Annotated in this window: 23 protein-coding genes and 1 riboswitch; of the genes, 6 read left to right on the top strand and 17 right to left on the bottom strand. The window is 73.3% G+C overall.

Going from position 1 to position 24,226, the window contains the following annotated elements:
• From G6W55_RS28340 to G6W55_RS28330, 3 genes are all read right to left on the bottom strand, one after another.
• A partial coding sequence (locus tag G6W55_RS28340) for a 3,4-dihydroxy-2-butanone-4-phosphate synthase (protein ID WP_175523631.1) occupies positions 1-181 on the bottom strand: 181 nt, incomplete at its 3' end.
• A complete protein-coding gene (gene pnuC / locus G6W55_RS28335; protein WP_175523630.1) occupies positions 178-819 on the bottom strand; it encodes a nicotinamide riboside transporter PnuC in 642 nt (213 codons plus the stop codon). The genes G6W55_RS28340 and pnuC, both read right to left, overlap by 4 nt.
• Positions 816-1,424 carry a riboflavin synthase gene (locus G6W55_RS28330; RefSeq protein ID WP_175523629.1) on the bottom strand — a complete coding sequence of 203 codons (609 nt, stop codon included), beginning with the start codon at positions 1,422-1,424 and terminating at the stop codon, positions 816-818. Before G6W55_RS28330 ends, pnuC begins: the two co-directional genes overlap by 4 nt.
• A 147-nt stretch (positions 1,425-1,571) precedes the next feature.
• Positions 1,572-1,702: riboswitch (FMN riboswitch) on the bottom strand.
• A 290-nt stretch (positions 1,703-1,992) separates the two neighbouring features.
• Here G6W55_RS28330 and G6W55_RS28325 point away from each other — a divergent pair.
• Together G6W55_RS28325 and G6W55_RS28320 are read left to right on the top strand one after the other, a co-directional pair.
• Entirely contained in the window at positions 1,993-2,883 is an 891-nt protein-coding gene (locus G6W55_RS28325; RefSeq protein ID WP_175523628.1) for an RNA polymerase sigma-70 factor, read from the top strand.
• 118 nt (positions 2,884-3,001) lie between these two features.
• The gene (locus G6W55_RS28320; protein WP_175523627.1) at positions 3,002-3,748 is read left to right on the top strand and encodes an SDR family oxidoreductase; all 747 of its coding nucleotides are present in this window, start codon (positions 3,002-3,004) and stop codon (positions 3,746-3,748) included.
• 37 nt (positions 3,749-3,785) lie between these two features.
• Here the strand turns inward: G6W55_RS28320 and G6W55_RS28315 are convergent, their stop codons facing one another.
• Positions 3,786-5,018, bottom strand: a complete 1,233-nt coding sequence (locus tag G6W55_RS28315) for an ROK family transcriptional regulator (RefSeq protein WP_175523626.1) — start codon at positions 5,016-5,018, stop codon at positions 3,786-3,788.
• Positions 5,019-5,144: 126 nt separating this feature from the next.
• On the opposite strand from G6W55_RS28315, the gene G6W55_RS28310 reads away from it, so the two are divergent.
• Positions 5,145-6,365: an MFS transporter gene (locus G6W55_RS28310; protein ID WP_175523625.1), complete on the top strand. Its 1,221-nt coding sequence runs from the start codon at positions 5,145-5,147 to the stop codon at positions 6,363-6,365.
• Here G6W55_RS28310 and G6W55_RS28305 read toward each other — a convergent pair.
• Positions 6,325-6,783: a thioesterase family protein gene (locus G6W55_RS28305; RefSeq protein WP_175523624.1), complete on the bottom strand. Its 459-nt coding sequence runs from the start codon at positions 6,781-6,783 to the stop codon at positions 6,325-6,327. The genes G6W55_RS28310 and G6W55_RS28305 overlap by 41 nt on opposite strands.
• A 126-nt stretch (positions 6,784-6,909) precedes the next feature.
• On the opposite strand from G6W55_RS28305, the gene G6W55_RS28300 reads away from it, so the two are divergent.
• Complete coding sequence (locus tag G6W55_RS28300; protein ID WP_175523623.1) at positions 6,910-8,292, top strand: uracil-xanthine permease family protein; 1,383 nt, start codon at positions 6,910-6,912, stop codon at positions 8,290-8,292.
• Here G6W55_RS28300 and G6W55_RS28295 read toward each other — a convergent pair.
• Entirely contained in the window at positions 8,268-9,380 is a 1,113-nt protein-coding gene (locus tag G6W55_RS28295; RefSeq protein WP_175523634.1) for a glycoside hydrolase family 6 protein, read from the bottom strand. The two genes, G6W55_RS28300 and G6W55_RS28295, sit on opposite strands and share 25 nt — an antisense overlap.
• Before the next feature lie 142 nt (positions 9,381-9,522).
• On the opposite strand from G6W55_RS28295, the gene G6W55_RS28290 reads away from it, so the two are divergent.
• A complete protein-coding gene (locus tag G6W55_RS28290; protein ID WP_175523622.1) occupies positions 9,523-10,227 on the top strand; it encodes a DUF5995 family protein in 705 nt (234 codons plus the stop codon).
• A gap of 21 nt (positions 10,228-10,248) precedes the next feature.
• Here G6W55_RS28290 and G6W55_RS28285 read toward each other — a convergent pair whose 3' ends face one another.
• From G6W55_RS28285 to G6W55_RS28235, 11 genes are all read right to left on the bottom strand, one after another.
• Positions 10,249-11,946: an NAD(P)/FAD-dependent oxidoreductase gene (locus G6W55_RS28285; RefSeq protein WP_175523621.1), complete on the bottom strand. Its 1,698-nt coding sequence runs from the start codon at positions 11,944-11,946 to the stop codon at positions 10,249-10,251.
• 58 nt (positions 11,947-12,004) lie between these two features.
• Complete coding sequence (locus G6W55_RS28280) at positions 12,005-12,793, bottom strand: carbon-nitrogen hydrolase family protein (protein WP_175523620.1); 789 nt, start codon at positions 12,791-12,793, stop codon at positions 12,005-12,007.
• 168 nt (positions 12,794-12,961) lie between these two features.
• On the bottom strand, positions 12,962-14,071 hold the full coding sequence (locus tag G6W55_RS28275) for an MFS transporter (RefSeq protein ID WP_175523619.1): 1,110 nt from the start codon (positions 14,069-14,071) through the stop codon (positions 12,962-12,964).
• Positions 14,072-14,219: 148 nt separating this feature from the next.
• On the bottom strand, positions 14,220-14,597 hold the full coding sequence (locus tag G6W55_RS28270) for a DUF742 domain-containing protein (RefSeq protein WP_309243835.1): 378 nt from the start codon (positions 14,595-14,597) through the stop codon (positions 14,220-14,222).
• A gap of 7 nt (positions 14,598-14,604) precedes the next feature.
• Positions 14,605-15,051: a roadblock/LC7 domain-containing protein gene (locus G6W55_RS28265; RefSeq protein WP_175523618.1), complete on the bottom strand. Its 447-nt coding sequence runs from the start codon at positions 15,049-15,051 to the stop codon at positions 14,605-14,607.
• Positions 15,041-17,779, bottom strand: coding sequence for a nitrate- and nitrite sensing domain-containing protein (locus tag G6W55_RS28260; RefSeq protein ID WP_175523617.1), 2,739 nt, complete (start codon positions 17,777-17,779; stop codon positions 15,041-15,043). Before G6W55_RS28260 ends, G6W55_RS28265 begins: the two co-directional genes overlap by 11 nt.
• Before the next feature lie 95 nt (positions 17,780-17,874).
• On the bottom strand, positions 17,875-19,320 hold the full coding sequence (locus tag G6W55_RS28255; protein WP_175523616.1) for an HAD-IA family hydrolase: 1,446 nt from the start codon (positions 19,318-19,320) through the stop codon (positions 17,875-17,877).
• Between the two features lie 43 nt (positions 19,321-19,363).
• Positions 19,364-20,425, bottom strand: coding sequence for an ABC transporter ATP-binding protein (locus tag G6W55_RS28250; RefSeq protein WP_175523615.1), 1,062 nt, complete (start codon positions 20,423-20,425; stop codon positions 19,364-19,366).
• Between the two features lie 6 nt (positions 20,426-20,431).
• On the bottom strand, positions 20,432-21,244 hold the full coding sequence (locus G6W55_RS28245) for an ABC transporter permease (RefSeq protein WP_175523614.1): 813 nt from the start codon (positions 21,242-21,244) through the stop codon (positions 20,432-20,434).
• On the bottom strand, positions 21,232-22,128 hold the full coding sequence (locus G6W55_RS28240) for an ABC transporter permease subunit (protein WP_175523613.1): 897 nt from the start codon (positions 22,126-22,128) through the stop codon (positions 21,232-21,234). The genes G6W55_RS28245 and G6W55_RS28240 overlap by 13 nt, the downstream gene beginning before the upstream one ends.
• A complete protein-coding gene (locus G6W55_RS28235) occupies positions 22,125-23,267 on the bottom strand; it encodes an ABC transporter substrate-binding protein (RefSeq protein WP_175523612.1) in 1,143 nt (380 codons plus the stop codon). The genes G6W55_RS28240 and G6W55_RS28235 overlap by 4 nt, the downstream gene beginning before the upstream one ends.
• A gap of 211 nt (positions 23,268-23,478) precedes the next feature.
• Here G6W55_RS28235 and G6W55_RS28230 point away from each other — a divergent pair, with 211 nt between their 5' ends.
• On the top strand, positions 23,479-24,219 hold the full coding sequence (locus tag G6W55_RS28230; protein WP_175523611.1) for a GntR family transcriptional regulator: 741 nt from the start codon (positions 23,479-23,481) through the stop codon (positions 24,217-24,219).
• Positions 24,220-24,226 lie beyond the last annotated feature (7 nt).

Below are 24,226 nucleotides of genomic sequence, written 5' to 3'. Positions count from 1 at the left end.
CGACGATCTCGGGGGTGGCCTTCTCGGCGGCGATGACGAGGTCGCCCTCGTTCTCCCGGTCCTCGTCGTCGACCACGACGACCGGGCGGCCGGCGGCGATGTCGGCGATGGCCTGCTCGACCGGGTCGAGGGCGAGGTCCTCGGGGCCGTCGGTGCTGTACAGGATCGGTGCCGTGCTCATGCGGGCGCTCCTTCCAGAGCGGGCCGCGCGCCCCGGCGGGAGCGCAGCCACCAGTCGCGCATGCCCCACAGGACGAGCGCGCCGTAGATGACGTAGACGAAGCCGGAGAAGGCGTAGCCGTTGGCGAAGTTGAGGGGGACGCCGACCAGGTCGACGAGGAGCCAGGCGAACCAGAACTCGACCATGCCGCGCGCCTGGGCGTACATGGCGACGACGGTGCCGACGAAGATGTAGGCGTCCGGCCAGGGGTCCCAGGACAGGCTGGGGTAGGCCGTGAAGAGCAGGGCCACGGCGACGGTGCCGAGGGCGGCGGCGCCGAGCATCGCCGCGCGTTCGCGCCCGGTGGCGAAGCGCGGGGTGATGTGGCGGTCGGCGGTGCCGTCGGTGTGGCGCTTCCACTGCCACCAGCCGTACAGGGCGACGGCCATGACGACGGCCTGCTTGCCGGCGCTGCCGGTGAGATGGCCGTAGAAGGCGCCGAAGAGGATCAGGCCGGAGAGGAACTGGACGGGCCAGCTCCACAGGGAGCGCCGCCAGCCGAGGGCGAGGGCGGTCAGACCGAGGATGTTGCCGGTCATGTCCGACCAGAGGATGTGCTGGCCGAGGACGGTGAACGCCTCGGAGTTGAGGGAGTTCACCGCTCCGCTCCCCCGGTGGTGGTGGCGAGCAGCCGCTCGACGTACTTGGCGACGATGTCCACCTCGAGGTTGACCGGGTCGCCGGGCTGCTTGAGGCCGAGCGTGGTCAGGGCGAGGGTGGTGGGGATGAGGCTGACGGTGAAGTGGGCGGCGCCGGCCTCGACGACGGTGAGGCTGATGCCGTCGACGGTGATGGAGCCCTTCTCCACGACGTACCGGGCGAGGCCGGCGGGGAGGGAGATCTTGACGATCTCCCAGTTCTCGGAGGGGGTGCGGGCCAGGATCTCGCCGGTGCCGTCGACATGGCCCTGGACGATGTGTCCGCCGAGGCGGTCGCCGACGGCCGTGGGGCGTTCGAGGTTGACGCGGGAGCCGACGCCGAGGGCGCCGAGGCTGGAGCGGTCGAGGGTCTCGGCCATGACGTCGGCGGTGAACTCGTCACCCTCGTGCTCGACGACGGTGAGACAGACGCCGTTCACGGCGATGGAGTCGCCGTGCTTCGCGCCGTCGGTCACGACGGGGCCGCGCAGCCGGAAGCGGGAGGCGTCGCCGAGATTCTCGACGGCGGTGACCTCACCCAGCTCTTCGACGATTCCGGTGAACACTTCCCGGGTCCTCCTGCCTCATTCGGGCACGGACTCCGGGGCACTGTCGAGGACGACAGAAAGACGGACGAGGGCTACCGGGGCGACGCCGGACGGACTCGTCCATGGACGAGTACACAGACGGCGGCGCGCACGGATGCTCGCCCGCCGCGCACTGCCTCCCATCCGGACTTTAACCGTCGGTCCAGGAATTTCACCTGGTCAACCGGTCACTGGACGTGACCGGGTCGCGGACTGTAACCGCCGGTTCGGACTTTCACCGACCCCGGAGTGCGCTGCTTTAGGTACAGGGCCAGTGTGCCACGGCCGATAGAGGTCTATCCGGGTGAACGGTGTGGGGTGGCTCACAAGCCATGTCGCTGGACTTCTCGCACGGGTCCGAGGGGTCCAACTCCCCTCCCTTTCGGCCCGCTTGGGATTGGTCCATACCTATTGACTCAGTGGTCTAGTCCTCTTAGGGTCGTCGCGTGCGGTCCCGGCGGCGGTGACGACGGCCCTTGCCCGCCGCCGGGCCCTTCAACGCGGCACCGGCCCGGTCCCCCGCCCCGCCCTCTGGCAGGGTGTGTACATGACGACCGCGATCGCCGACGAGTTCGAGACGCACCGGCCCAGGCTGTTCGGTCTGGCCTACCGGATGCTGGGCTCGGCCCATGAGGCCGAGGACATGGTCCAGGACGCCTATCTGCGGTTCAGCGGCGCCGACCGGGACGTGATCGAGCACCCGGCCGCCTGGCTCGCCACCACCGTCACCCGGCTGTGTCTGACCCGGCTGACCTCGGCCCGCGCGCGGCGCGAGAGCTATGTCGGGGACTGGCTGCCCGAGCCCGTCGTCACCTCCGACGGCACCCTCGGCCCGCTGGAGTCGGCCGAACAGCGCGACGCGGTCTCCCTCGCCATGCTGGTCCTGCTGGAGCGGCTCACCCCGACGGAACGCGCGGTGTACGTCCTGCGCGAGGCGTTCGCCTACGGGCACCGGGAGATCGCCGACACGCTGGGCCTGAGCGAGGCCAACTGCCGTCAGCTCTACCGGCGGGCGGAGCAGCGGCTGACCGCGCCGGAGGGGCGGTTCGAGGCGGCGCCCGAGCGCCAGGAGGAGCTGGTCGACTCGTTCCTGTCGGCCGCGAGGAACGGCGATCTGGCCGGCCTCGAACGGATCCTCGCCGAGGACGTCACCTGGTGGAGCGACGGCGGCGGCAAGGCCAAGGCGGCGCTGCGGCCGATCGAGGGACGCGCGAAGGTGCTGCGCTTCCTGGCCGGCGTGCTCAAGGCCGTCGCTCCGGATACGACGCTGGAACCCGCCGAGCTGAACGGCGCCCCCGCGCTGCTGGCCCTGGACGGCGACGGCACGCTGGTCACCACCTTCTCCTTCGAATGCGGCGCGGACGGCATCACGGGCGTGCGGGCCGTGGTCAACCCCGACAAGCTGGACTTCGTACGGCGTCAGCTCGGACCGGTGTGAGGCCGCTCACCCCCGCGGACGGCCTGAGGGCTGTCACATCGCGCGGGGCTGTCCGGTCTCCGCTGTGGAGAGGCGCTCCGGCCGGGAGCGCCCGGTGTCTTCCGAGGGGCTGAAGAGCATGAGCACGATCCTGGTGACCGGCGGTACCGGAACCCTCGGCCGGCTGGTGACCGAGCTGCTGCGCGCGGACGGGCACGACGTGCGGGTGCTGAGCCGGCACTCCGAGCCGTACGCGGTGGATCTGACGAAGGGCGGACCCGGGCTGGACGCGGCCGTGGCGGGCGTGGACACGGTCGTGCACTGCGCGTCCAGCCCGCGCAGCGACGACGTGCGCGCGGCCGAGCTGCTGATCGAGGCGGCCCGGAACGCGGGCGTCGCCCATCTGGTCTACATCTCGATCGTCGGCGTGGACCGGGTGCCGTTCGGCTACTACCGGAGCAAGCTCGCCGTGGAGGAGCTGGTGGAGTCCTCGGGTCTTGGCTGGACGGTGCTGCGCGCGACCCAGTTCCACGATCTGCTGCTCCAGTTGTTCGAGGCGCTGGCGAAGGTGCCAGTGCTGCTGCTGCCCGCCGGGGTGAGCGACCAGCCGGTGGAGGTCGCCGAGGTCGCCCGGCGGCTCGCGGAGCTGGCGGTGGGCGATCCGGCGGGGCGGGTGGCGGACCTGGGCGGTCCCGAGGTGCGCACCCTGGAGTCGCTGGCCCGCGAGTACCTCAAGGCCAGCGGCAAGCGGAGCCGTCCGGTGGTCAACGTGCGGCTGTGGGGCGCGGCCTACCGTCAGTTCCGCGCGGGCGGTCACTTGGCGCCGGAGCACGCGGTGGGCAAGGGGACCTTCGAGGAGTACCTGGCGGCGCGCAGTCGGCGGTGAAACAACTGGCTTGTCCATCAGCGATCTTGACGGATCGTCATGTCTGAAGCGGTGTCGTGAACAGCGTCTCCTGGGCCGCCTCGCGCGCGGTGAGCAGCGCGCCGCGCAGTACCGCGCCGCCGCCCAGGACGCTGGGCCGCACCTCGGTGGGCAGCGGGGTCATGGTCCGCAGCCTGCGGGCCACCCGCCCGGCCAGCTCGGGGCCGCCCGCCTGGCCGACCTCACCGCCCAGGACCACGCACCCGGGGTCCAGGACGGCGACGACGGAGGCGGCGCCCAGCGCGAGCCGTTCGGCCAGCGCGTCGAGAAAACCCTCGGCCGCGGCGGAGGAAGCCGTCGAGGCCCCGGCGTCCGACACCGCGCGCAGCGCCGCCCCGACGACCGCCGCCCCGGCGGCGGCACCGTCCGTCTCCGCGCCCGCTCCCGTCCCCGCGTCGATGCCGTACTCCCCCGCAAGCCCGATGATCGCCGCCGCCCCGGCCAGGGAGTGGAAGCCGCCCTCGCAGTCCGTCGCCGAGGGCAGTCCCGAGGTGCCCGGCACCGGCAGGAAGCCGATCTCGCCGGTGCCCCCGGAGGCGCCGCGGCGCAGCCTGCCGTCGAGGACGACGGCGGCGCCGGTGCCGTGGCCCAGCCAGAGCAGCACGAAGGTGTCGTGGTCCCGGGCGGCGCCCTCGCCCCGCTCGGCCAGCGCGGCGAGGTTGGTCTCGTTCTCGACGCTCACCCGGGCCTTGGGGAGGCGTTCCTGGAGTTCGGCGATCAGGCGCCGGTGCCAGGCGGGCAGCCCCGAGGAGGTGCGCAGTTCGCCGCTCGCCGGGTCGATCAGGCCCGGCACGCCGATGCCGACGGTGTGCAGCCGGTCGGCGCCGGCCTCCTTCGCCGCCCGTTCGACCAGGGTGACCGCCTGCTCGACGGCGGGTCCGGTGCCGGTGTCGCCGCCGATCGGCACGGACGCCTCGGCGAGGACCCGGCCGACCAGGTCGGAGACGAGGACGGCGACGCTCTCGGTGCGCACGTCCAGCGCGGCGAGCTGGGCGCGGCCGGCGGCGATGCCGTAGAGCCGGGCGTTCGGGCCGCGCCGCTGGGCGCCGGTCTCGCCGACGACCTCGATCAGACCGGAGGCGGCGAGGCGTTCGACGAGGTCGGAGACGGTCGGCCGGGAGAGTCCGGTGAGCAGTTTCAACTGCGCGGCCGTCAGCGGGCCTTCGTCCTGGAGCAGCCGCAGGGCGAGCCGGTCGTTGATGGCCCGTGCGGTGCTCGGTGATGCGCGCATGCCGGGATCCTCCCACGGGCGGCCGGAGGCGCCCTCCGCACCGGCCTCTATTTATCAGGCAGGGTTCCTGATAGTTTACGGCGGCGGAGCCCGGCGGGGGCACGGAAGTCCGGAAGGGGCGGGAGAATGAGCACAGTGGTCCAGGCACCGACGGAGGTACGGCGCGCCCGGTACGCCGTGGCGGCCGTCTTCGCCGTGCACGGCGCGGTGACCGGTTCGTTCGCCACCCGGGTGCCGTGGATCCAGGACCACGCCGGGGTGGGCGCCGGGCAGCTCGGACTCGCCCTGGCCTTCACCGCGTTCGGGGCCTCCTGCTCGATGCCGCTGGCCGGGCGGATCACCCATCAGCTCGGCAGCCGGACCGCGCTGCGCGCCCTGCTGACCCTGTGGACCCTGTCCCTGGTCCTGCCGGCCCTGGCGCCGAACATGCTCACCCTGTGCCTGGCGATGTTCGTGTACGGCGCCTCCGCCGGGATGGCGGACGTGGCGATGAACGCCCTCGGTGTCGAGGTCGAGCAGCGGCTCGGCAGGTCGATCATGTCGGGGCTGCACGGCATGTGGAGCGCGGGCGCCCTGATCGGCTCGGCGGGCGGCACGCTCGCCGCCCATCTGGGCTCGGACGCGCGCGTGCACCACGCGCTGGCGGCGGCCGTGCTCACCGCGCTGGGCCTGCTGGCCTGCGGCTGGGTGCTGGATCTGCGGCCCACGGAGGACGAGGAGCCGCCGCCGCGGTTCGCGCTGCCGCCGCGCTCGGCGCTGCTGATCGGCGCGGTCGGGTTCTGCGCGGTCTTCGCGGAAGGCGCCAGCCTGGACTGGTCCGCGGTGTATCTGGAGGACCACATCGGCTCCTCGGCCGGTCTCGCGGCGGCCTGCACGACCGGGTTCATGCTCACCATGGCGGTGGCCCGGCTGGTCGGGGACGCGGTGGTGAACCGGTTCGGCGCGGTGCGCACGGTCCGGGCGGGCGGGGTGCTCGCCGCGGCCGGCGGAGTACTGGTCGTCGTGGCCGGGCAGCCGGCCCTCGCGATGGCCGGGTTCGGGCTGATGGGGCTGGGGATCGCCGTCGTCGTACCGCTGTGCTTCGCCGCGGCCGGGCACAGCGGGCCGAACCCCAGCCAGGCGATCGCGGGCGTGGCGACGATCACCTACACCTCGGGGCTGATCGCGCCGAGCCTGATCGGCGGGGTGGCTCAGCTCACCAGTCTGATGGTGTCGTTCATGGTGGTCACGGCGCTGTCCTGCGGTCTGGTGGTGTTCGCCGGGGTGCTGCGCGGCGGCGAGCGCAAGGGCGCCCGGGGCGCGGAAGTCAGTCCGCCGGCCGCAGCAGTGCCCGGCCCGCGCTCCTGAGGGTCTCGCTCCACGGCGCGGGGCGCAGGGTGGCCGGGTCAAGGCGGACCAGGACCCGGGTGCCCCGCGCGTAGGTGAGGGAGCCGTCCGGGGAGCAGAACCGGAAGCCGTAGGTGAGGCCGGTGGTGCCGAGCCGCTCCAGCCAGAGGTGGACGGCGTAGGTGCCGGTGCGGGTGACCGGGGCCTCGTAGCTGACGCGCAGTTCCTTCACCGCGTTGCAGGCGTCGCCGGCGGTCGCCCAGTCGCCCTCGAAGCGCACCCCGTGCTCCTGCCACAGCTCGGTCCAGGCGCGCTCGACCATCACGGGGTAGCGGGCGTTGTGCAGGAGTCCGAGCGCGTCCAGGTCGTCGAAGTGGACGGTGACGGGGATCAGCCGGCCCTGGGAGAGGGCGGGGGCGGTCGGGGCTTCGGCGGTCACGGCGGGGCTCCTGTGCGTGTACGAGTCAACGATCCTCATCCTAACCGGCGCCTAAGCGGTCGCTCACCCTCCGGATTGCCCCGAGAATGGTCCGGCACATCCGCACGAGCGAAAGCGAACCGCACCATGGATCTTGGCGTCCGCTGGACACTGCACGGCGACGGACGCACCCCGGCGCCCGGGGCGGTGGTCCGCCCCGACGAGCGGCTCTCCTGGCCCCGCACGGTCGGGCTCGGCGCCCAGCACGTGGTGGCGATGTTCGGAGCGTCCTTCGTCGCGCCGGTCCTGATGGGTCTCGACCCGAACCTGGCGATCATGATGTCGGGCGTCGCGACCGCGATCTTCCTGCTGGCCACCCGCGGCCGGGTGCCCAGCTACCTCGGGTGCTCCCTGTCGTTCGTGGGCGTGGCCGCGGTGATCCGGGCCCAGGGCGGCACCAGCGCCACCGTCACCGGCGCGGTGTTCGTGGTCGGTGTGGCGCTGTTCGCGGTCGGGCTGGCCGTCCAGCGCTTCGGGGCGCGGATCATCCACGCGGCGATGCCGCCGATCGTGACCGGCGCGGTCGTCATGCTGATCGGCTTCAACCTCGCCCCGGTCACCGCCTCCACCTACTGGCCGCAGGACCAGTGGACGGCCCTGCTGGTGATGGCGTTCACCGCGCTGGCCGTCGTCTGTCTGCGCGGTTTCTGGTCGCGGATCGCGATCTTCCTGGGCCTGGTCTTCGGATACGCGGTCTCCTGGGCGTTCGACCGGATCTTCGGCCGGATCCACTCCGCCGACGCGAGCGGCAAGGTCACCGACCACTGGCGGCTGGACCTGTCCGGCGTGGGACAGGCCGACTGGATCGGGCTGCCGCACTTCCACGGCCCGTCCTTCGAGTGGTCGGCGATCCTCGTCGCGCTGCCCGTGGTGATCGCGCTGGTCGCCGAGAACGCGGGCCATGTCAAGGCGGTCGGCGAGATGACCGGCGACCCGCTGGACGACAAGCTGGGCACCGCGATCTCCGCCGACGGCGTCGGCTCCATGCTCTCCACCGCGGTCGGCGGCCCGCCCAACACCACCTACTCCGAGAACATCGGTGTGATGGCCGCGACCCGCGTCTACTCCACGGCCGCCTACTGGGCCGCCGCCTGCTTCGCGCTGCTCTTCGGCCTGTGCCCCAAGTTCGGCGCGGTCGTCGCCGCGATCCCCGGCGGGGTCCTCGGCGGCATCACCGTCATCCTCTACGGCATGATCGGCCTGCTCGGCGCCCAGATCTGGCTGAACGCCGGCGTCGACCTGCGCAACCCGCTGAACCTGGTGCCGGCCGCCGCCGGCATCATCATCGGTGTCGGGAACGTGACCATGGAGTTCACGGACACCTTCTCGCTCAGCGGTATCGCCCTGGGCACCCTGGTCGTGATCATCGGCTACCACGCCCTGCGCGCCTTCGCCCCCGCCCACCTCAAGACCCAGCGGCCCCTGCTGGACGAGGGCACCAGCTCCTACGACGACGACGCCAGCTCGTAGGCGTACGCCGGGCTGAACTCGCCCGCCGCGCCCTTGCAGCCGTCGGACTCCCCCGGCAGCTTCACCCACAGATAGCCGTCGATGCGGGGCTCGCCGGTGTCGAGGGTGGGGGCGCGGCCGATCGTGCGGCCGTCCGGGTCGCACCACTCGCCGTCGGCGGGCGCGCCGTTGCCGTTGCGGCTGGTGTCGACGACCGCCCCGAGTCCGGGCGGCCCGCCGAGCAGATCGAGGACCTGACGGTCGTAGACGATCTCGTCGGCGGTGCGGCGGAAGTTGGAGACGTTGCTGAAGACGCCCGCCGAGGAGGCCGCGCCGGCCTGCCGGAGCAGCGCCGCCTGATGGGCGGGGCTGTTCCAGTGGGAGTGCCCGGCGTCGTAGTAGACGCGCGCCTTCGGGTTGGCAGCGCGCAGGACCCGTCCCGCACGGGCCAGCGCGGCGAGCCGGGCGTCCCTGCGGTCCGCCGAGAGGCAGCCGGTCTGGGCGATCGAGTCGGGCTCCAGGATCACTATGGTCTCGCGCGAGCCGAGGCCCGCCGCGAACCGGTCGATCCAGCCGGCGTAGGCGTCGAGATCGGGCGCCCCGCCCTCGGAGGCACCGCCGCAGTCCCGGTCCGGGATCGCGTACGCCACCAGGACCGGCACCCGGCCCTGGGCGGCGGCGCCCGAGGTGACCGCCCGCACCCGTGACGTCAGGGTCTCGGGCGCGTAGTCGGCGAACCACACCGCCGCGGGACGGCTCGCGATCCGCGACTCGACGACCGCGCGGCGCGGGTCGTCCGGGTGGTCGCGGACCCAGTCGAGGACCTGGGACTCGGGATGGTGGTAGAGCCGGGCGGGGGCGGCCGCCGCCCGCGGCTTCCGGGTCGCCGAGGGGCTGGGCGAGGCGCTCGGTGACGGCGACCCGCTCGGTGTCGCCGAGGAGACGGACGGGGACGGGAGCGGCGACCCGGCCGACCCCGCCGCCGACGGATCGGTCCGCGGGGCGTCGTGCCGCGCCGCCCGCCGGTCGTCCGCCCCGTCCTCGCCGAGCGCGGTCATCGTCCCCGCCGCGGAGGCCACCGCCACCACCGCCGAGGCGGCCACCACCATCGCCCCGCGGCGGCCCGCCCGTCGCACAACTGAGCCTCGCACCGTGCCGTTCCCCTCCCGCGCGACGGACTCGTTCCCCCGTTCCGGGGAAGCCTCCGGCCCGCCGACGCGCGGGCCAGCCTAGGGCTGTCACCCTTCCCCCATGCCGCGATCGGAACAGTTCACCACTTCCGTCGAGACGCCTGTGGACACGGCGGTCGACGACGTCCTCGCCCGGATGCGCGTCCTGGACGCGGAACTGCCGCCGCACGACGGGATCGCCGTCTTCAACCGCGTCTATCTCGCCGTGACCCTGGAGGTGGACCGGCGGATCGACACCGGCCGGTTCGGGGACGCGCGGGCCACGGCCACCCTGGACGTGCGGTTCGCGGAGCGCTACCTCGCGGCCGTCGACGCGGCCCTGGGGGACGGGCGTCCGCCCGCCTGCTGGCGTCCGCTCGTCCAGATGCGCCGCCATCCCGGGGTACGGCCGCTTCAGTTCGCGCTGGCGGGCATCAACGCGCACATCGGGCACGATCTGGCGCTGGCCGTCGTGGACGCCTGTCGTAGCCTCGGCTGCGAACCGGGTGATCTGGAGGACGACTACGAGCGGGTGGGCGATGTCCTCGTCGCGCTGGAGGAGCGCATCCGCGAGGAGTTGATGCCGGGCCCCGATCTCCTCCAGATCGCCGACCCGCTGACCCATCTGCTCGGCGCCTGGAGCCTGGAGCGGGCCCGGGACGCCACCTGGACGGCGGCCCGGGCGCTCTGGGCGCTGCGCGGACTCCCGGACGTGGCCCGGGAGTTCACCGACCGCCTGGACACGGCGGTCGGCTTCGCGGGGCGCATGCTGCTCACGCCCCTGTGAGGTCGACCCGCTGAACCCCGGTCAGTCCTCGGGGAGTTCGACGGGCGCGATCTCGTCGTACACGTCACCGGGGCCCGGGTTGGTGGCGTCGGTCGTGCCGCCGAAGTGGTGCATGACGCCCCAGACGGCGTTCAGCGCGGTCTGCACGGCACCCTCGGCCCAGCCGGCCGTCCAGGAGATGTCGTCGCCGGCCAGGAAGATGCCCCGCTTGTCCTCGGGCAGCCGGTCCTGCATGAAGTGCGTGAACAGACGCCGCTGGTAGCGGTAGTGGCCGGGCAGGTTGGCCTTGAACGCGCCCATGAAATAAGGCTCGTTCTCCCAGGACACCGTCACCGGGTTGCCGATGATGTGCTTGCGGATGTCGACCTTGGGATAGATCTCGCCGAGCGACTTCAGCATGACCTCCATCCGCTCGTTCGCGGACAGCGGCAGCCACTTGAGGCTGTCGTCGCACCAGGTGTACGACAGACAGATCACGGCCGGCTTGTCGGGGCCGTCGTCCAGCAGGTAAGTCCCGCGCGTCATACGGTCGGTGAGCGTCATCGACATGACGTCCCGGCCGGTCTCCTCGTCCTTGTCGAGCCAGAACGGCCGGTCGACGGGCACGAAGAGCTTGCTGGACTCCATGTAGTGGGTGCGCTCGATCGCCGTCCAGTGGTCGATCGGGAAGAGCGAGTCGTCGCAGGCGATCTTCGACAGCAGCATCCAGGACTGGGCGGTGAAGATCGCCGCCCTGTAGGTGCGGATGTCGCCGTCGGCGTCCGTCACGGTGATCGCGTTGCCGGCGGTGCGGTGCAGCCGGGTCACGGCCGGGCGGGGCGCGCCGTCCGTGTGCAGGCTCGCCAGGGAGGTGCCCTGCGCCCAGTGGACGATCTTCTGCGGCGCCCGCTCCCACAGCCGCACCGGCAACTGCTGGGAGCCGCCGACGATCCCGCGGTGGTGGTCGTCGGCCTCGGTGTAGACGACCCGCAGGATCTCCAGGATGGAGTTGGGGAAGTCGGTGTCCCAGCCGCCGGTGCCGAAGCCGACCTGGCCGAAGATCTCGCGGTGCCGGAAGGACTGGAACGCCTCGGAGTCGCAGAGGAAGCCGTAGAAGGTCTGGTTGTCGAGCTTCTCGACCAGCTTCGCCCAGATCTCGCGGATCCGGGGCACGTCCCGCTCGCGCATGGCCTGGTTCATGTCGGAGAAGTCGGCGCCGTCCTCCAGGCACTTGTTCCAGGCCGCGGCGACGTCACGGTAGACCTGCGGAAGGTCCTCGACCGTCTCGGCGTAGTGCGACTCGCCCTTGAGGTCGACCACCGTCGACGGGGTGGTCTCGGCGAGCGGGTTGGGGAACGGGCTGGTCTCGAGACCCACCAGGTCGATGTAGTGCTGGAGCGCCGTGGAGGACGGCGGGAAGCGCATCGCGCCCATCTCGGCGGTGAGCGAGGGGTCGCAGCCCTCGAAGCCCACCGTGCGCAGCCGTCCGCCGATCTTGTCGGCCTCGTAGACGACGGGCTTGAGGCCCATCTTCATCAGTTCGTAGGCGGCGATGACACCGGAGAGTCCGCCGCCGATGACGGCGACCTCGGTGCCGTGCTCGGTCGCCGGGACCTGGCCGAGCCCCGCCGGATGGGCGAGGAAGTCGTCGTAGGCGTACGGGAAGTCCGGGCCGAACATGGTGATCGGCGGCTGCTGCTCGTCGGTGTGCTCGACGGCGTTGGGCACCATGGACGTCATGGGGTACGGACTCCTTGCGGCAAAGATGAGCGGGGGGTGGGGGCGGGGCGGGCGGGGGTCAGACCAGGGACCCGTAGAGGCCGGGGCGGCGGTCGAGCAGATACGGGTTGGCCGCGCGGGAGGCGGCCAGGGCCTCGGGGTCGGCGTCGGCGAACACCAGGTCCTCGCCGCGTCCGGCGCGGGTCCGGGCGATCCCGTCGGGACCGGCCAGCGTGGAGAGCCCGACGAACTCGAACTCGCCCTCCGGGCCGACCCGGTTGACGTACGCCACGTACATCTGGTTCTCGAAGGCGCGCACCGGGATCATCGACTCGGCGACGAACTGGTACGGGTGCATCTGCGCGGTCGGCACGAGCAGGAGGTCGGTGCCGGCCAGGGCGTGGCCGCGGACGTTCTCCGGGAACTCGACGTCGTAGCAGATCAGCAGGCCGACGGTGAGGCCGCCGAGGGTGGCCTGGACGACCGGCTCGGTGCCCGGGGTGAAGTGGTCGCGCTCGAAGCAGCCGAAGAGGTGGGTCTTGCGGTAGTTCGCGAGCCGGTCGCCGCCGTCGGAGACGAGCTGGACGGAGTTGTGCACGACGTCACCGGCGCGCTCCGGGTAGCCGTAGGCGATCGCCAGGCCGTGCCGGGCGGCCAGCTCGGCGACCGCGTCGGCGGAGTCGCCGTCGGCGGGCTCGGCGAGGCGGCCGATGCCGTCGCCGATCGCGTAGCCGGTGAGGAACATCTCCGGTGTGACGAGCAGCGCGGCGCCCGCGGCGGCGGCCCGGCCCGCGGCCTCGTCGAGGACCTTGAGGTTCTCGACGACGGAGCCGGGGCGGCCGGAGCTCTGGAGCAGGGCGGTGCGCATGCGGGATCCTCACCGGGACGGGGATTCGGGGGGTTGTTTCGAAGGTACGGCGGCGGCGTGAGCCGGACAAGAAGGAGCCGTTGCGCGCCGGTGAGCGGAACGTTGCGTGCCCGGGGCGCCCGGCGGCGATTCGTTGCGCGCCCTGATCGCGGGGTTCTGTGGGGGCCGTCACTTTCTCCTCGCCGAGGCCGTCACCACGGCTGTGCCCAGGTACGGAACCGCGCACAGCGCGAAGGCCGCGGCATGGCCGCCGAGGCCGGCGAGGGCCGCGTAGGCGGCGTACACGCCGATGGTGACGGCCTCGGTGCCCAGGCTCGCCACCGAGGTGAGGGTGGCGCGGGCGCCGTCCTCGATGCGGTGCTGGAGCCGGACGTCGGCCAGGACGGTCGCGAGCTGGAACCCGCCGAAGGCGAGGGCGACGAGCGCGATACCGGCCGGGATGCCGGTGGCCGCGCCCGCGGCGAGGGCGAGCGCAGAGAGGGCGAGCAGGACGGCGAACCCGGTGCGGCCCAGCCGCTCGGCGGGCCCGGCGAGCAGACTGCCGGCGGTGACCCCGGCCCAGAGCAGCATGAGGAGGTAGGGGACGGTCGCGTCGGCGACGCCGGTGTCACGGACCAGCAGCGGTGTGTACTCGTCCAGGGCGCCCCAGACCGCGGAGACGGCCGGCACCAGCAGCAGCGCGCCCCGCACCGAGCGGTCCCGGTGGGCCTCGCCGAGCCCGGCGCGCAGGGTCGCCGCCCAGCCGGGGCCCTCGGTGCCGTCGGTACCGTCGGCCGGGACGCGGTGTTCGGGGAAGCGGGTCGCGGTCGCGGCGCACAGCAGACAGGCCAGCACGCTGGCGGCACCGACCGCCGGGTAGCCGTGGGCGGCGAAGAGCGGCCCGGCCAGGCCCATGGCGGCCATCGCGGCGGCCTGTCCGACGGCGTGGGCGCGGCCCATCACCCGGGCGTACCGGTGGGCGGCGCCGAGCCGCTCCAGCTCCTCGTAGACGAGTGCCTCCAGCGCACCGGAGCCGAGCGCGCCGCGCACGCCCCACAGGACGAACCCGGCCGCGAACGCCCCGTACGAGGGGACGAGCACCCACAGCGCGAAGCCGACGGCGCCCAGCAGCGGGCCGAGCCACAGCAGGGCGCGGCGGGAGAAGGCGTCCGCCCAGGCGCCGGAGGGAACCTCCAGCAGGACGCCGGTCGCCGACCACAGGACGAACAGCGAGGAGATCTGCCAGACGGACAGGCCGGTGTCGGCGAACAGCAGCGCGTACACCGGGTACAGCAGCACGAACTCGTCGAGGAACGCGTAGCCGTAGAGCGTGCCGGTGAGCCGCCGGACTCCGGTCGCGGCGGGGTGTCGGGGTGCGGGTGAGGATCAATGTCGCCAGGTCATGTCTTCGATGGTAGACAGCCGGGCCGCCGCTGCCCAGCGGATTTCAGAGTTCGCGCAGCCGGTCGACGATCTCCTGGAGCAGGCCCGGGTCCGCCTTCAGACCCGGGGGCAGGACCCGGCGCGGCGCGTCGATGCGCACGAGGCCGGCCTCGGCCAGGTCGCCGAGCAGCACGCGGACGACGGTGAGCGGCAGGTCGGCGTCCGCGGCCAGCTCGACGACCGGGCGGGCACCGCGGCGCACCAGGTCGAGCAGGGCGCTGCCGGCGTGGTCGACCTCGGGGCCGGACGGCTCCGCGTCCAGGGCGGTGACCCAGGACATCAGGTCGATGGTGTGCCGTCCCGAGGGCCGGGTGCGGCCGCGGGTGACGGTGTAGGGGCGCACCATCGGCCCGGTCTCGTCCTCGTACCAGTGGTCCGTCACAGCCGGGTCAGGTGGCCGTGCGCGCGGCGGCGTCCAGATGGCTGCCCAGCCGACGGACCAGCAGGGCCGTCTCGTGGGCGAGCTGTCCGACGTCGGTGCGCACGTCGCTGAGCACGGCGAGCCGGCTGCCGTCGCCGGCCGGGGTGATGAAGAGGTACGCCTCCTCCAGCATCACCATCGTCTGCCGGACCTCGCCCGCCTCGAAGCGCTCGCCCGCCGAGCGGGCCAGGCTGTGGAAGCCGGAGCAGACGGCGGCCAGGTGCTCGATGTCCCGTCCCGGCATCCCCTCCGAGTGGCTCAGGGGCAGGCCGTCGGCGGTGAGGAGGACGGCGTGGCGGACATGGTCGGTCCGGGCGACGAGGTCGTCGAGGAGCCAGCCGAGGCCCGTGCCGGGTGCGCCGGGGGTGTCGGCGGCGGGTGCCACGGGCTCGGGGGTCTGGTCGTCACTGTGCATGGTCGGCCTCCGTGCCTTCGTCGCCGTCTGTCCGCGTGGGCAGGCCCTGGCGGCCGCGTTCCAGACCTCGCTGGAAGGAGCCGAAGACGGCCCGCATCTCCTCGGCGTCGACCTCCCGCTCGGGCGCGGTGTCCCGGGCCGGCGGCTCGTCGCGCAGCGGCGCGGCCAGGGACGCCTGGCGGACACGCCGGGGCAGCGCGGACGCCGGGGGCGCCGCCGACCCCGCGGAGCCCGGGGACTCCGCCGCGCCCTCGGGTGCCGCCGGCCCCGCCGCCCCGGGCGACTTCGCGAACGCCTCGGCCCCCGCCGCTCCCGCGGGCCCGCGGACCCTGTCGTGCCCGGCTGCCGGGTCGTCCGCCCGGACTCCGTCCGGGAGCGGCCCGGGGGCGCGATCGTGGTCGGCCGCCGGCTCCGCCGGGCCGGACCCGGCGACGCGGGGAGCCGGGACACGGTCGTCCGCCGGGTCCGCCACGGCCTCGCCGGTGCGGTTCGCCGGGCGGCCGGTGTCCGGGGTACGGGCCCCCGCGACGGGGCCGCGCGACGTCCGGGCGTCCTCGGCCACTGATTCCGCCACGTCGCGGGCCTCGGCGCTGCGGTCCGTCGAGCTGCCAGTGTCCCAGGTACGGGCCCCCGCGACGGGGCCGCGCGACGTCCGGGCGTCCTCGGCCGCTGATTCCGCCACATCGCGGGCGTCGGCACTGCGGTCCGCCGGGTGGGCGGGGTCCGGGGTCCGGGTCTCCGGGACGGCGCGGCGGGGTGTCCGGGTGTCCTCGGGCGCCGTGTCGTCCGCGGGTGCGGCCGGGTCCGGGCCGGGCGGGGTCACCGGGGCCAGGACCGTCGACGGGAGGAGCACCACCGCGGTCGTGCCGCCGTAGGGCGAGTCGCGCAGGGTGACCTGGATGTCGTGGCGTGCCGCGAGGCGTCCGACGACGTAGAGGCCGAGCCGGTCGTGCCGGGTCGGGTCGAAGGCGTCCGGGTCGGTGAGCGTGCGCTGGGCGTCGGCGAGCTGGTCGGGGTCGAGGCCGAGGCCCCGGTCGTCGATCTCCACGACGAAGCCGCCCGACACCCGCCCGGTCCGCACGGTGACCTGGGTGTGCGGCGGGGAGAACACCGTGGCGTTCTCCAGCAGTTCGGCGATCAGGTGGACCACGTCGGCCACGGCGTCGGCGGCGACACCGATCTCCGGCATCGGCGGGACGACGACCCGGGTGTAGTCCTCGATCTCGCCCACCGCGGAGGACACCACGTCCGCGACCGGCACGGGGCGCCGCCACCGGCGCCCGGGGACCGCGCCGGACAGGATGATCAGGCTCTCGGCGTGGCGGCGCATCCGGGTGGTCAGATGGTCGATCCCGAAGAGCTGGCCGAGGATCTCCGGGTCGTCGGTACGCCGTTCCAGGGTGTCGACGAGCTTGAGCTGGCGGTGGACCAGCGCCTGGTTGCGGCGGGCGATGTTGAGGAGCACCGCGAACAGACCGCGGCGCAGGGTGGCCTGGGTGACGGCGGCCTCGACGGCGGCCAGGCGGGCGCTGTTGAAGGAGCGGCCGACCTGGTCGATCTCGTCGGCCTCGCCCTCCTCGGCGGCCAGCGGCGGTGCCTCGGCGACGGCGTCCACGTCGTCACCGGCGCTCAGCCGCCGCATCACGTCGGGGAGTTGGCGGGTGGCGAGCAGGTCGGCGTCGTCCCGCAGGGTCTCCAGGCGGCGCGAGATGCGCCGGGCGCCGCGCACCGAGAACCACAGCGACAGGCCGACGGCGGCCAGTCCGACGAAGCCGGCCACGGCCGCCTTGGTCAGCTCCCCATAGGCGAAGTCCCGCCCGCGGGCCGCCGAGTTCTCGGCAGCCTGGGTGCACAGCTCCATGTAGCGCTTGACGGCACGGTCGGTGGTGGTGCGCCAGGTGTCGGCCGCGACGGCCTTCCCGGCGCGCGCCGGACCGGCCCGCAGCAGGGCGTCCTCGCCCTCGACCAGCGAGCGGTGCAGCTCCCCGCGCTGGAAGGTCTCGAAGAGGGCGCGCGAGTCGGCCGGCAGGTCCGGCACGTACGTGTGCTCGAAGACGCGCCGGTCCTCGATGGTGGCCGTCAGGGTGTCGTACTGCCGGTCGGTCAGGGTGCCGGCGACGCGGGCCCCGGCGACGAGGGCGTCCTCGCGGGAGACGAACTCCCGTACCCGGACGAGTTCGATGACGACCTGGGACTCGCGGGCGAGCTGTCCGGCCTGGAGGGCGGTGAGCGCGGACTCGGCGTCGAAGCCGGGTTCCACGATCGCGCCGTACTCGGTGACGGCCCGGTCCCAGGTGAGCTTGCGGGAGAGCACCCGGTCACGCAGCGGGTCGAGGCCGTCGGAGGCCCGGAGCATCGCCTCCAGCGACTCGCGCTGGGTGCCTGAGAGCCGGCTGCGGTCGCCGTCCTGGATCGCGTCGCGCATGGCGCTGACGGCGCGGTCGGTGCGCCGCTGCTGGGCGAGGAGTTCCCCGGCGGCGTCCGTGTCGTGGGACGCGCCGAGGTAGGCGGCCGACAGCCGCCGCTCGATCTGGATCTGTCCGACGGCGGTGTCGACGGGGGTGCCGAAGTCCTCGTACACGCCCTGGAGGCGGATCAGGGCGCGCAGATCGGCGGTGACCGACACCATGGCGAAGGTCCACAGCGCCATCAGGGCCACCACCGGGGCGAGTGCGAGCGCCACGATCCGGGTGCGGACGGTGGTGGGACGGCCGATGGGCCAGCGCATGGATCACCTGCCGTGGTTACCAGTCAGTACAAAGTGCGGCACAAGCTACGGGATGATCAGTCGGCGCCGCAATGGTTGCCACGGGTTACTCCAGATCACTTCTCGGTCACGACGAACGTGGTGATCACCGCCGCGTGGTCGGACGGCCAGGCGTTGTCCTCGACGTCCGGCCAGGGCCGGGGTGTGCCGCGGACGTAGGTCCGGGAGTCGAGCACCCGCAGGCCACCCCGGTGCAGGACGTAGTCGATCCGGTCCTGGGGCTCGGGGCGGCCGCTGCCGTCCTCGTGCTCGGCGTGCACCGGGGACCAGGTGTGGCCGGGGTCCCGGACGGGGTCGGGATGCGCCTCGCGGTAGGAGTCGGCGAAGCCCGCCGCCTCGGCCGCCTTCGTCACCGGCCAGGGGGCGTCGGTCCGGTCCAGGTGGGAGGGGCAGTTGAAGTCACCGACCAGAACGACCGGGCCGCTGTCGTCGATGCGCTCCAGGGCGTCCCGGAGCTGCGCGAGCCGCACCCCCTCGTGGGCGACCAGGTCGTCGGCCGGCACCGCGTCGAAGGCGGCCTCGTAGGGCCCGTACGGCGTGTAGTGCAGATGGGCCGTCCAGATGTCGGCCTCCACGCCCTCGGCGATCCGGACGCGGGCGCCGGCCGCGCCGTAGAAGCCGACGCCGGGGTCGCCGAGCCGGGCCGTGACGGGGAAGCGGCTGATCACGCCCAGGTTGTCGCCGGCCTCGTGGACGTACCAGCCGAGGGCGTCGGCGAGTTCCCGGGCGGCGGTGCCGTACGTCTCCTGGAGGCCGACCACGTCGACGTCGGTCTCCGTGATGGCCTTGAGCTGCTTGGCGCGGTGGTCGCGGACCTTGGTGCCGCCGTACCAGAGGTTCCAGGTCATCACCCGCAGCCGGTGCGGCGGCAGGGCGCGCAGGTCGGTGACGGTCACGCCCTCCAGGCTGGTGCGCAGGGTCCGGCCGGGCGCCGGCGGGACGGGGGCCAGGGAGGGCACGGCGAGGACCGCGCAGCCGGCCGCCTCGGCGGAGGCGACCCCGGTCTCGGTGTCCTCGACGGCGACACAGGCCAGCGGGTCGACGCCGAGGGCCCGGCAGGCGGCGAGGTAGGGGTCGGGGGCGGGCTTGGTGCGGGCGGTGTCGTCGGCGGTGACGGAGACGGCGAAGCGGTGGGCGCCGAGTGCGGCCAGCACGGTGTCGGCGACCGAGCGCGGGGAGGCGGTCACCAGGGCGGTGGGGACGCCCTCGCGGGCCAGGGCGTCGAGCAGGGCGAGGGCGCCGGGGCGGGGGGCGATGCCGGTGCGGACGCGGTCGGCGAACTCGCGGTGCAGGGCCCGTGCGAGTCCGGCGGCCGGGGCGCCGGTGGCGGCGGCGAGCCAGCCGGCGGTGTGCTCGACCGCGCGGCCGAGCACGTCCGGCCGGTCCGCCTCGGTCAGCGTCCGGCCGGCCACCTGCTCCACCGCCTCCCACCACAGGCGCTCGGTGTCGACGAGCGTGCCGTCCATGTCGAACAGGACGGCCTGGAGCGGGAGTCGGGTCACGGTTCTCTCTTCCCTACGGGTGTGGGGGGATGGTGGGGGGCGTTCAGGCCGTGCGGTCCGCGACCAGCACCGGGCGTGGCGGCAGCGACACGGTGACCGGGGAGCCCGCGGCGAGTCCGGCGGCCTCGTGGGCGGGCAGGTCGGCCTTGACCTCGGTGCCGTCGGCGAGCCGGACGGTGACGCGAACGGCCGCGCCCAGGAAGGACGTTGCGACGACCAGGGCGTCGCCGTCGGCGTCGGCCCGCACCTGGACGGACTCGGGCCGGACCAGGACGTCGACCTCGGCGGCGGCCGGCAGGGGGCCGTCGACGGGCAGCCGCTGTCCGAGCACCTCGACCTCGCCGCCGGCCGTGCGGCCCGGGATCCGGCTCATGGTGCCGACGAACTCGGCGACGAAGGCGGTCGCGGGCCGGCCGTACAACTCGGCGGGTTCCGCGCACTGTTCGAGGCGTCCGGCGTGCATCACGGCGACCCGGTCCGCCATGGACAGGGCCTCCTCCTGGTCGTGGGTGACGAACAGGGTGGTGATGCCCAGCTCCCGCTGGAGCCGGCGGATCTCCTCGCGCAGGCTGAGGCGGACCTTGGCGTCGAGCGCCGACAGCGGTTCGTCCAGGAGCAGGACGCGGGGCCGCAGGGCGAGGGCGCGGGCCAGGGCGACGCGCTGCTGCTGGCCGCCGGAGAGCTGGTGCGGGAACCGTCCGCCCTTGTCGGCGAGGCCGACCAGCTCCAGCAACTCGGCGGCGCGGGACCGCCGTTCGGCCGTGCGCACCTTCCGCATCCGCAGCCCGAAGGCCACGTTGTCGAGCGCGTCGAGATGCGGGAAGAGGCTGTACGACTGGAAGACCATCCCGGCGTCGCGGCGGTGGGCCGGGATCCGGGTCACGTCCTCGCCGTCGACCAGCACCGCGCCGGAGTCGGGGTGTTCGAAGCCGGCGAGCAGCCGTAGGGCGGTGGTCTTGCCGCAGCCGGACGGGCCGAGGAGGGCGAGGAGTTCGCCGGGCCGGACGGTCAGGTCGAGTCCGTCGAGGGCGACGGTCGGCCCGAACTCACGGCGCAGGGAGCGGAATTCGACGGTCGCGGCCTTCTGAACGGTCGTCACGGTCATGGTGGTTCATCCCCGGGAGGTTGGACGGGTGCGGCCGCCGGCACCGGCGAGCGCGAGGAGCAGGAGCCAGGTCACGAGCAGGCTGAGCACGGACACCGCGACGGAGAGCTGGGCCTGCGAGCCGCTGACGTTCACGATCCACACGGCGAAGGGCCGGAAGCCGAGCAACTGGGCCACCGTGAACTCGCCGAGCACCAGGGCCAGCGTGAGGAAGGACGCGTTGAGCAGGGCGCCGCGCAGATTGGGCAGGACCGCCCGCAGCAGCGCCTGCGGCCAGTTGGCACCGCAACTGCGGGCGGCCTCGACGAGGGTGCGGACGTCGACGGCGCGCAGGCCCGCGTCCAGCGCCCGGTAGACGAACGGCAGCGCCATCACGACGTAGGCCAGGACCAGGACGAAGGGGAAGTCCGGGTTCTGGACGGCCACGAAGGTCTGGAACAGCGGGGTGCGGGAGAAATGCTCGGGGCCCCAGCGCAGGACCGTGCCGATACCGGCCACGAAGGCGATCGGCGGCACGACCAGCGGCAGCGCGCAGACCACCTCCACGACCGGCCGCAGCCGGGGCGCGCCGAGCCGCAGCGCGACCACGGCGGGCACGGTCAGCAGCAGGACGACGGCGATGGTCGCGACGGCCAGCTCCAGGGAGAGCAGCAGGCTGGAGGTGAAGCCCTCGGTGGCGAAGATCCTGGTGTAGGCGTCGAAGGTGACGCCCTGTCCGGGGACGTCGACGGTGAAGACGACGGAGGCGGCCAGCGGCACCAGGAAGTACAGGCCGGCGAGGCCGAGCACGCCCCACCGCCACAGGTTCAGGCGAGCCATCGCGCGCTCCTTCGCTGGAGGGGCAGGTAGACGGCCATCACCAGGCCCGCGACCAGCACCATGTCGAGGCTGAGGGCGAGCGCCACGTTCTCCTGCCCGACCAGCACGTTGCCCGAGATCGCGTCGGCGATCTGGAGGGTGACCAGCGGGATGGAGCTGCCGACCATGGCGGCGGCGGTGGCGTAGGCGGCGAAGGCGCTGCCGAACAGGAGGACCAGTCCGCCGAGGAGCGAGGGCAGCAGCACCGGCAGCGCCACGTGCCGCCAGTACTGGGCGGGGGTGGCGCCGTTGTTCTGGGCGGCCTCGCGCCACTGGGGGCGCAGGCCCTCCAGGGCGGGGGTGATGGTGAGGACCATCAGCGGGATCAGGAAGTACAGGTAGACGATGACCAGTCCCCAGAAGCTGTAGAGGTCCCAGCCCTTGTCGGTCAGGCCCAGATGCCGGGTCAGCACGCCCGCGTTGCCGAGGGTGGCGACGAACGCGAAGGCCAGCGGAACCCCGCCGAAGTTGGCGAGGACGCCGGAGGCGGTGAGGACGGCCTCGCGCAGCGCGCGGAACCGGGAGGTGACCACGGCCTGGGCGAGCGGCAGCCCGAGGAGCGCGCCGAGGCCCGCCGAGACGGCGGACAGCTTGACGCTGCCGAGCAGGGCGGTGAGGTAGGCGCCCTGGAGCGAGGCCGTGAGGTTGTCGGCGGTGTACGTACTGGCGCCGGTGGCCGGGTCGTCCACGGTGAACGCGCCGTTCAGCATGGCGAGGGCGGGCAGGCCGAAGGCCAGGGCGGTGAAGGCGAGCAGCGGGACGACGGCGACCCAGCCGAGGGACCGGCGCCGCCGCTTCGGTGGAGCGGCGGACGCCGTGTCGGCCCGTACGGCGGTGGCCGTCATCCGGAGACGGCCTTCGCCCAGCCCTGGGCGAGCACGGTCTTGGCCTTGCTCTGCTGCTCCTCGCTCGGGAATTCAGGCGTCCCGGAGACCTGGGGCAGCTTGGCGGCGGCCGCCTTGTCGAGGGTGCCGGCCTGGTCGAGGGCGTTCATCAGCACCGGCCGGGCGTAGCCGGCCAGCCAGAGGTTCTGGCCCTCGGCGCTGTAGAGGTACTCCTGCCACAGCCGGGCGGCGGCCGGGTGCGGGGCGTCCTTGTTGACGGCCTGGGAGTAGAACTGGGCGAACTGCCCGTCGGAGGGGACCGCGACCTTCCAGTCGACGCCCTTGCTCTTGAACTCGTCCGCGTACCCGGCGTTGAGGTAGTCCCAGTCGATGCTGATCGGGGTCTCGCCCTTCTCGACGGTGGCCGGGGTGGACTCGACGGGCGTGTAGTTGCCGTTCTTCTTCAGCTTCGCGAAGAAGTCGAGGCCGGGCTGGATGTCGTCGAAGGAGCCACCGCTTGCGAGCGCGGCCGCGTAGACGCCGCCGAAGGCAGCGCCGGACTTGGTGGGGTTGCCGTTGAGGGCGACCTGGCCCTTGTAGCGGGGCTTGAGCAGGTCGGCGAAGGTGGTGGGACACGAGCTGACGCGCTTGGCGTCGCAGCCTATGGAGATGTAGCCGCCGTAGTCGTTGTACCAGCGGCCCCGGGCGTCCTTCTGGCCCTCCGGGATGTCGTCGAACGCGGCCACCTTGTACGGCGCGAGCAGGCCCTGCTGGGCGGCGCTCAGCGCGAAGGAGCTGCCGAGGTCGAGGACGTCGGGCGCGCGGTCCTGGCCCTTGCGGGTGGTGACGGCGTTGATCTCGTCCTGGCTGGAGCCGTCCGGGTTCTCGACCTCGATCTTGATGCCGTACTTCTTCTGGAAGCCGTCGATGAGGGCGCCGTAGTTGGCCCAGTCGCGGGGCAGCGCGATGGCGTTGAGCGTGCCTTCCTTCTTCGCCGCCTTCACCAGGGCGTCGAGTCCGCCGAAGTCGGCGGCGGAGGTGGCGGTGGCGGCGTTCTTGCCGTCGGCGGTGGTGGAGTCGTCGGGGGCGGCGCCGCAGGCGCTCAGGGCGAGCGCGGCGACGACGCCGAGGGCGGCGGTTCTCGGCAGGGACACGGTCACGGCTTCTCCAGGGGACGCGTGAGAATGCAGGAGACGAGGACAACTTGTCTGAACAAGTTGCCCTCAGTACGCACGCCGCTGGTGTCCCCTTCATGAACACCGGCGAAACCCTGAGCCCCGATTTCACGGACAGTTGCGACCGGAGACGGGTCGCGCCGCGGGTCGACTACGCTGGTCAGACTGTGCACAGTGGTCGACACGAAGGGGAAGCATGCCGGCGCGACACGAGGAGATCGCCGACGAACTGCGCCGCGCGATCGGCCGCGAGGAGTACGCGGTCGGTGCGCTGCTGCCCGCCGAGACCGACCTCGCCGCCCGCTACGGCGTCTCGCGCGGCACGGTCCGCCAGGCCGTCGCCGCCCTGACCGCCGAGGGGCTGATCGGCTCTCGGCAGGGCGCCCGCCGGGTGGTGCTGGCCAGCCGCCGCAGCCAGAGCTTCGCCGAACTGCGCAGCTTCGCCCAGTGGGCGCGCGCGATGGGCCGCGCGGCGACCGGCATGGTGGTCGCGCAGGAGTACCGGCCGGCCGGCGCCGAGGACGCCGTACGCCTCCAGGTGGACACCGGGAGCCCGGTGCTGCATGTGCTGCGGGTGCGCGGGCTCGACGGCGAACCGGTGCTGCTGGAGCGGACCGTGTACGCCGGCTGGATCGCCCCCGCCGTCGAGCCGATCGAGCCGGACTGCCCGTCGGTGACCCAGCGTCTGCTGGACGACACCGGGCTGGTCTTCGCCTACGGCGAGCACGTCATCGACGCGGTCGCGGCGGGGGCACGGGACGCCGAACTGCTCGGCGTGCGCCGCACCAGCCCGCTGCTGCGGGTCCGGCGGGTGACGACCACCCACGAGGGGCGTCCGGTGGAGTGGTCGGACGACCGGTACCGCTCGGACGCGGTGAGCTTCAGCGTCCACAACTCGATCGGCAACAACGCGCTGGCGCGCAAGACGGCCGGATGAGTCCCTG

Source organism: Streptomyces sp. CAI-85, from assembly GCF_013363615.1.
In the GTDB taxonomy this organism is placed as follows: Bacteria; Actinomycetota; Actinomycetes; order Streptomycetales; family Streptomycetaceae; genus Streptomyces; species Streptomyces antibioticus_B.
The sequence above is the reverse complement of the archived record's forward strand: the minus strand, read 5'-3'. Positions and strand labels throughout refer to the sequence as shown.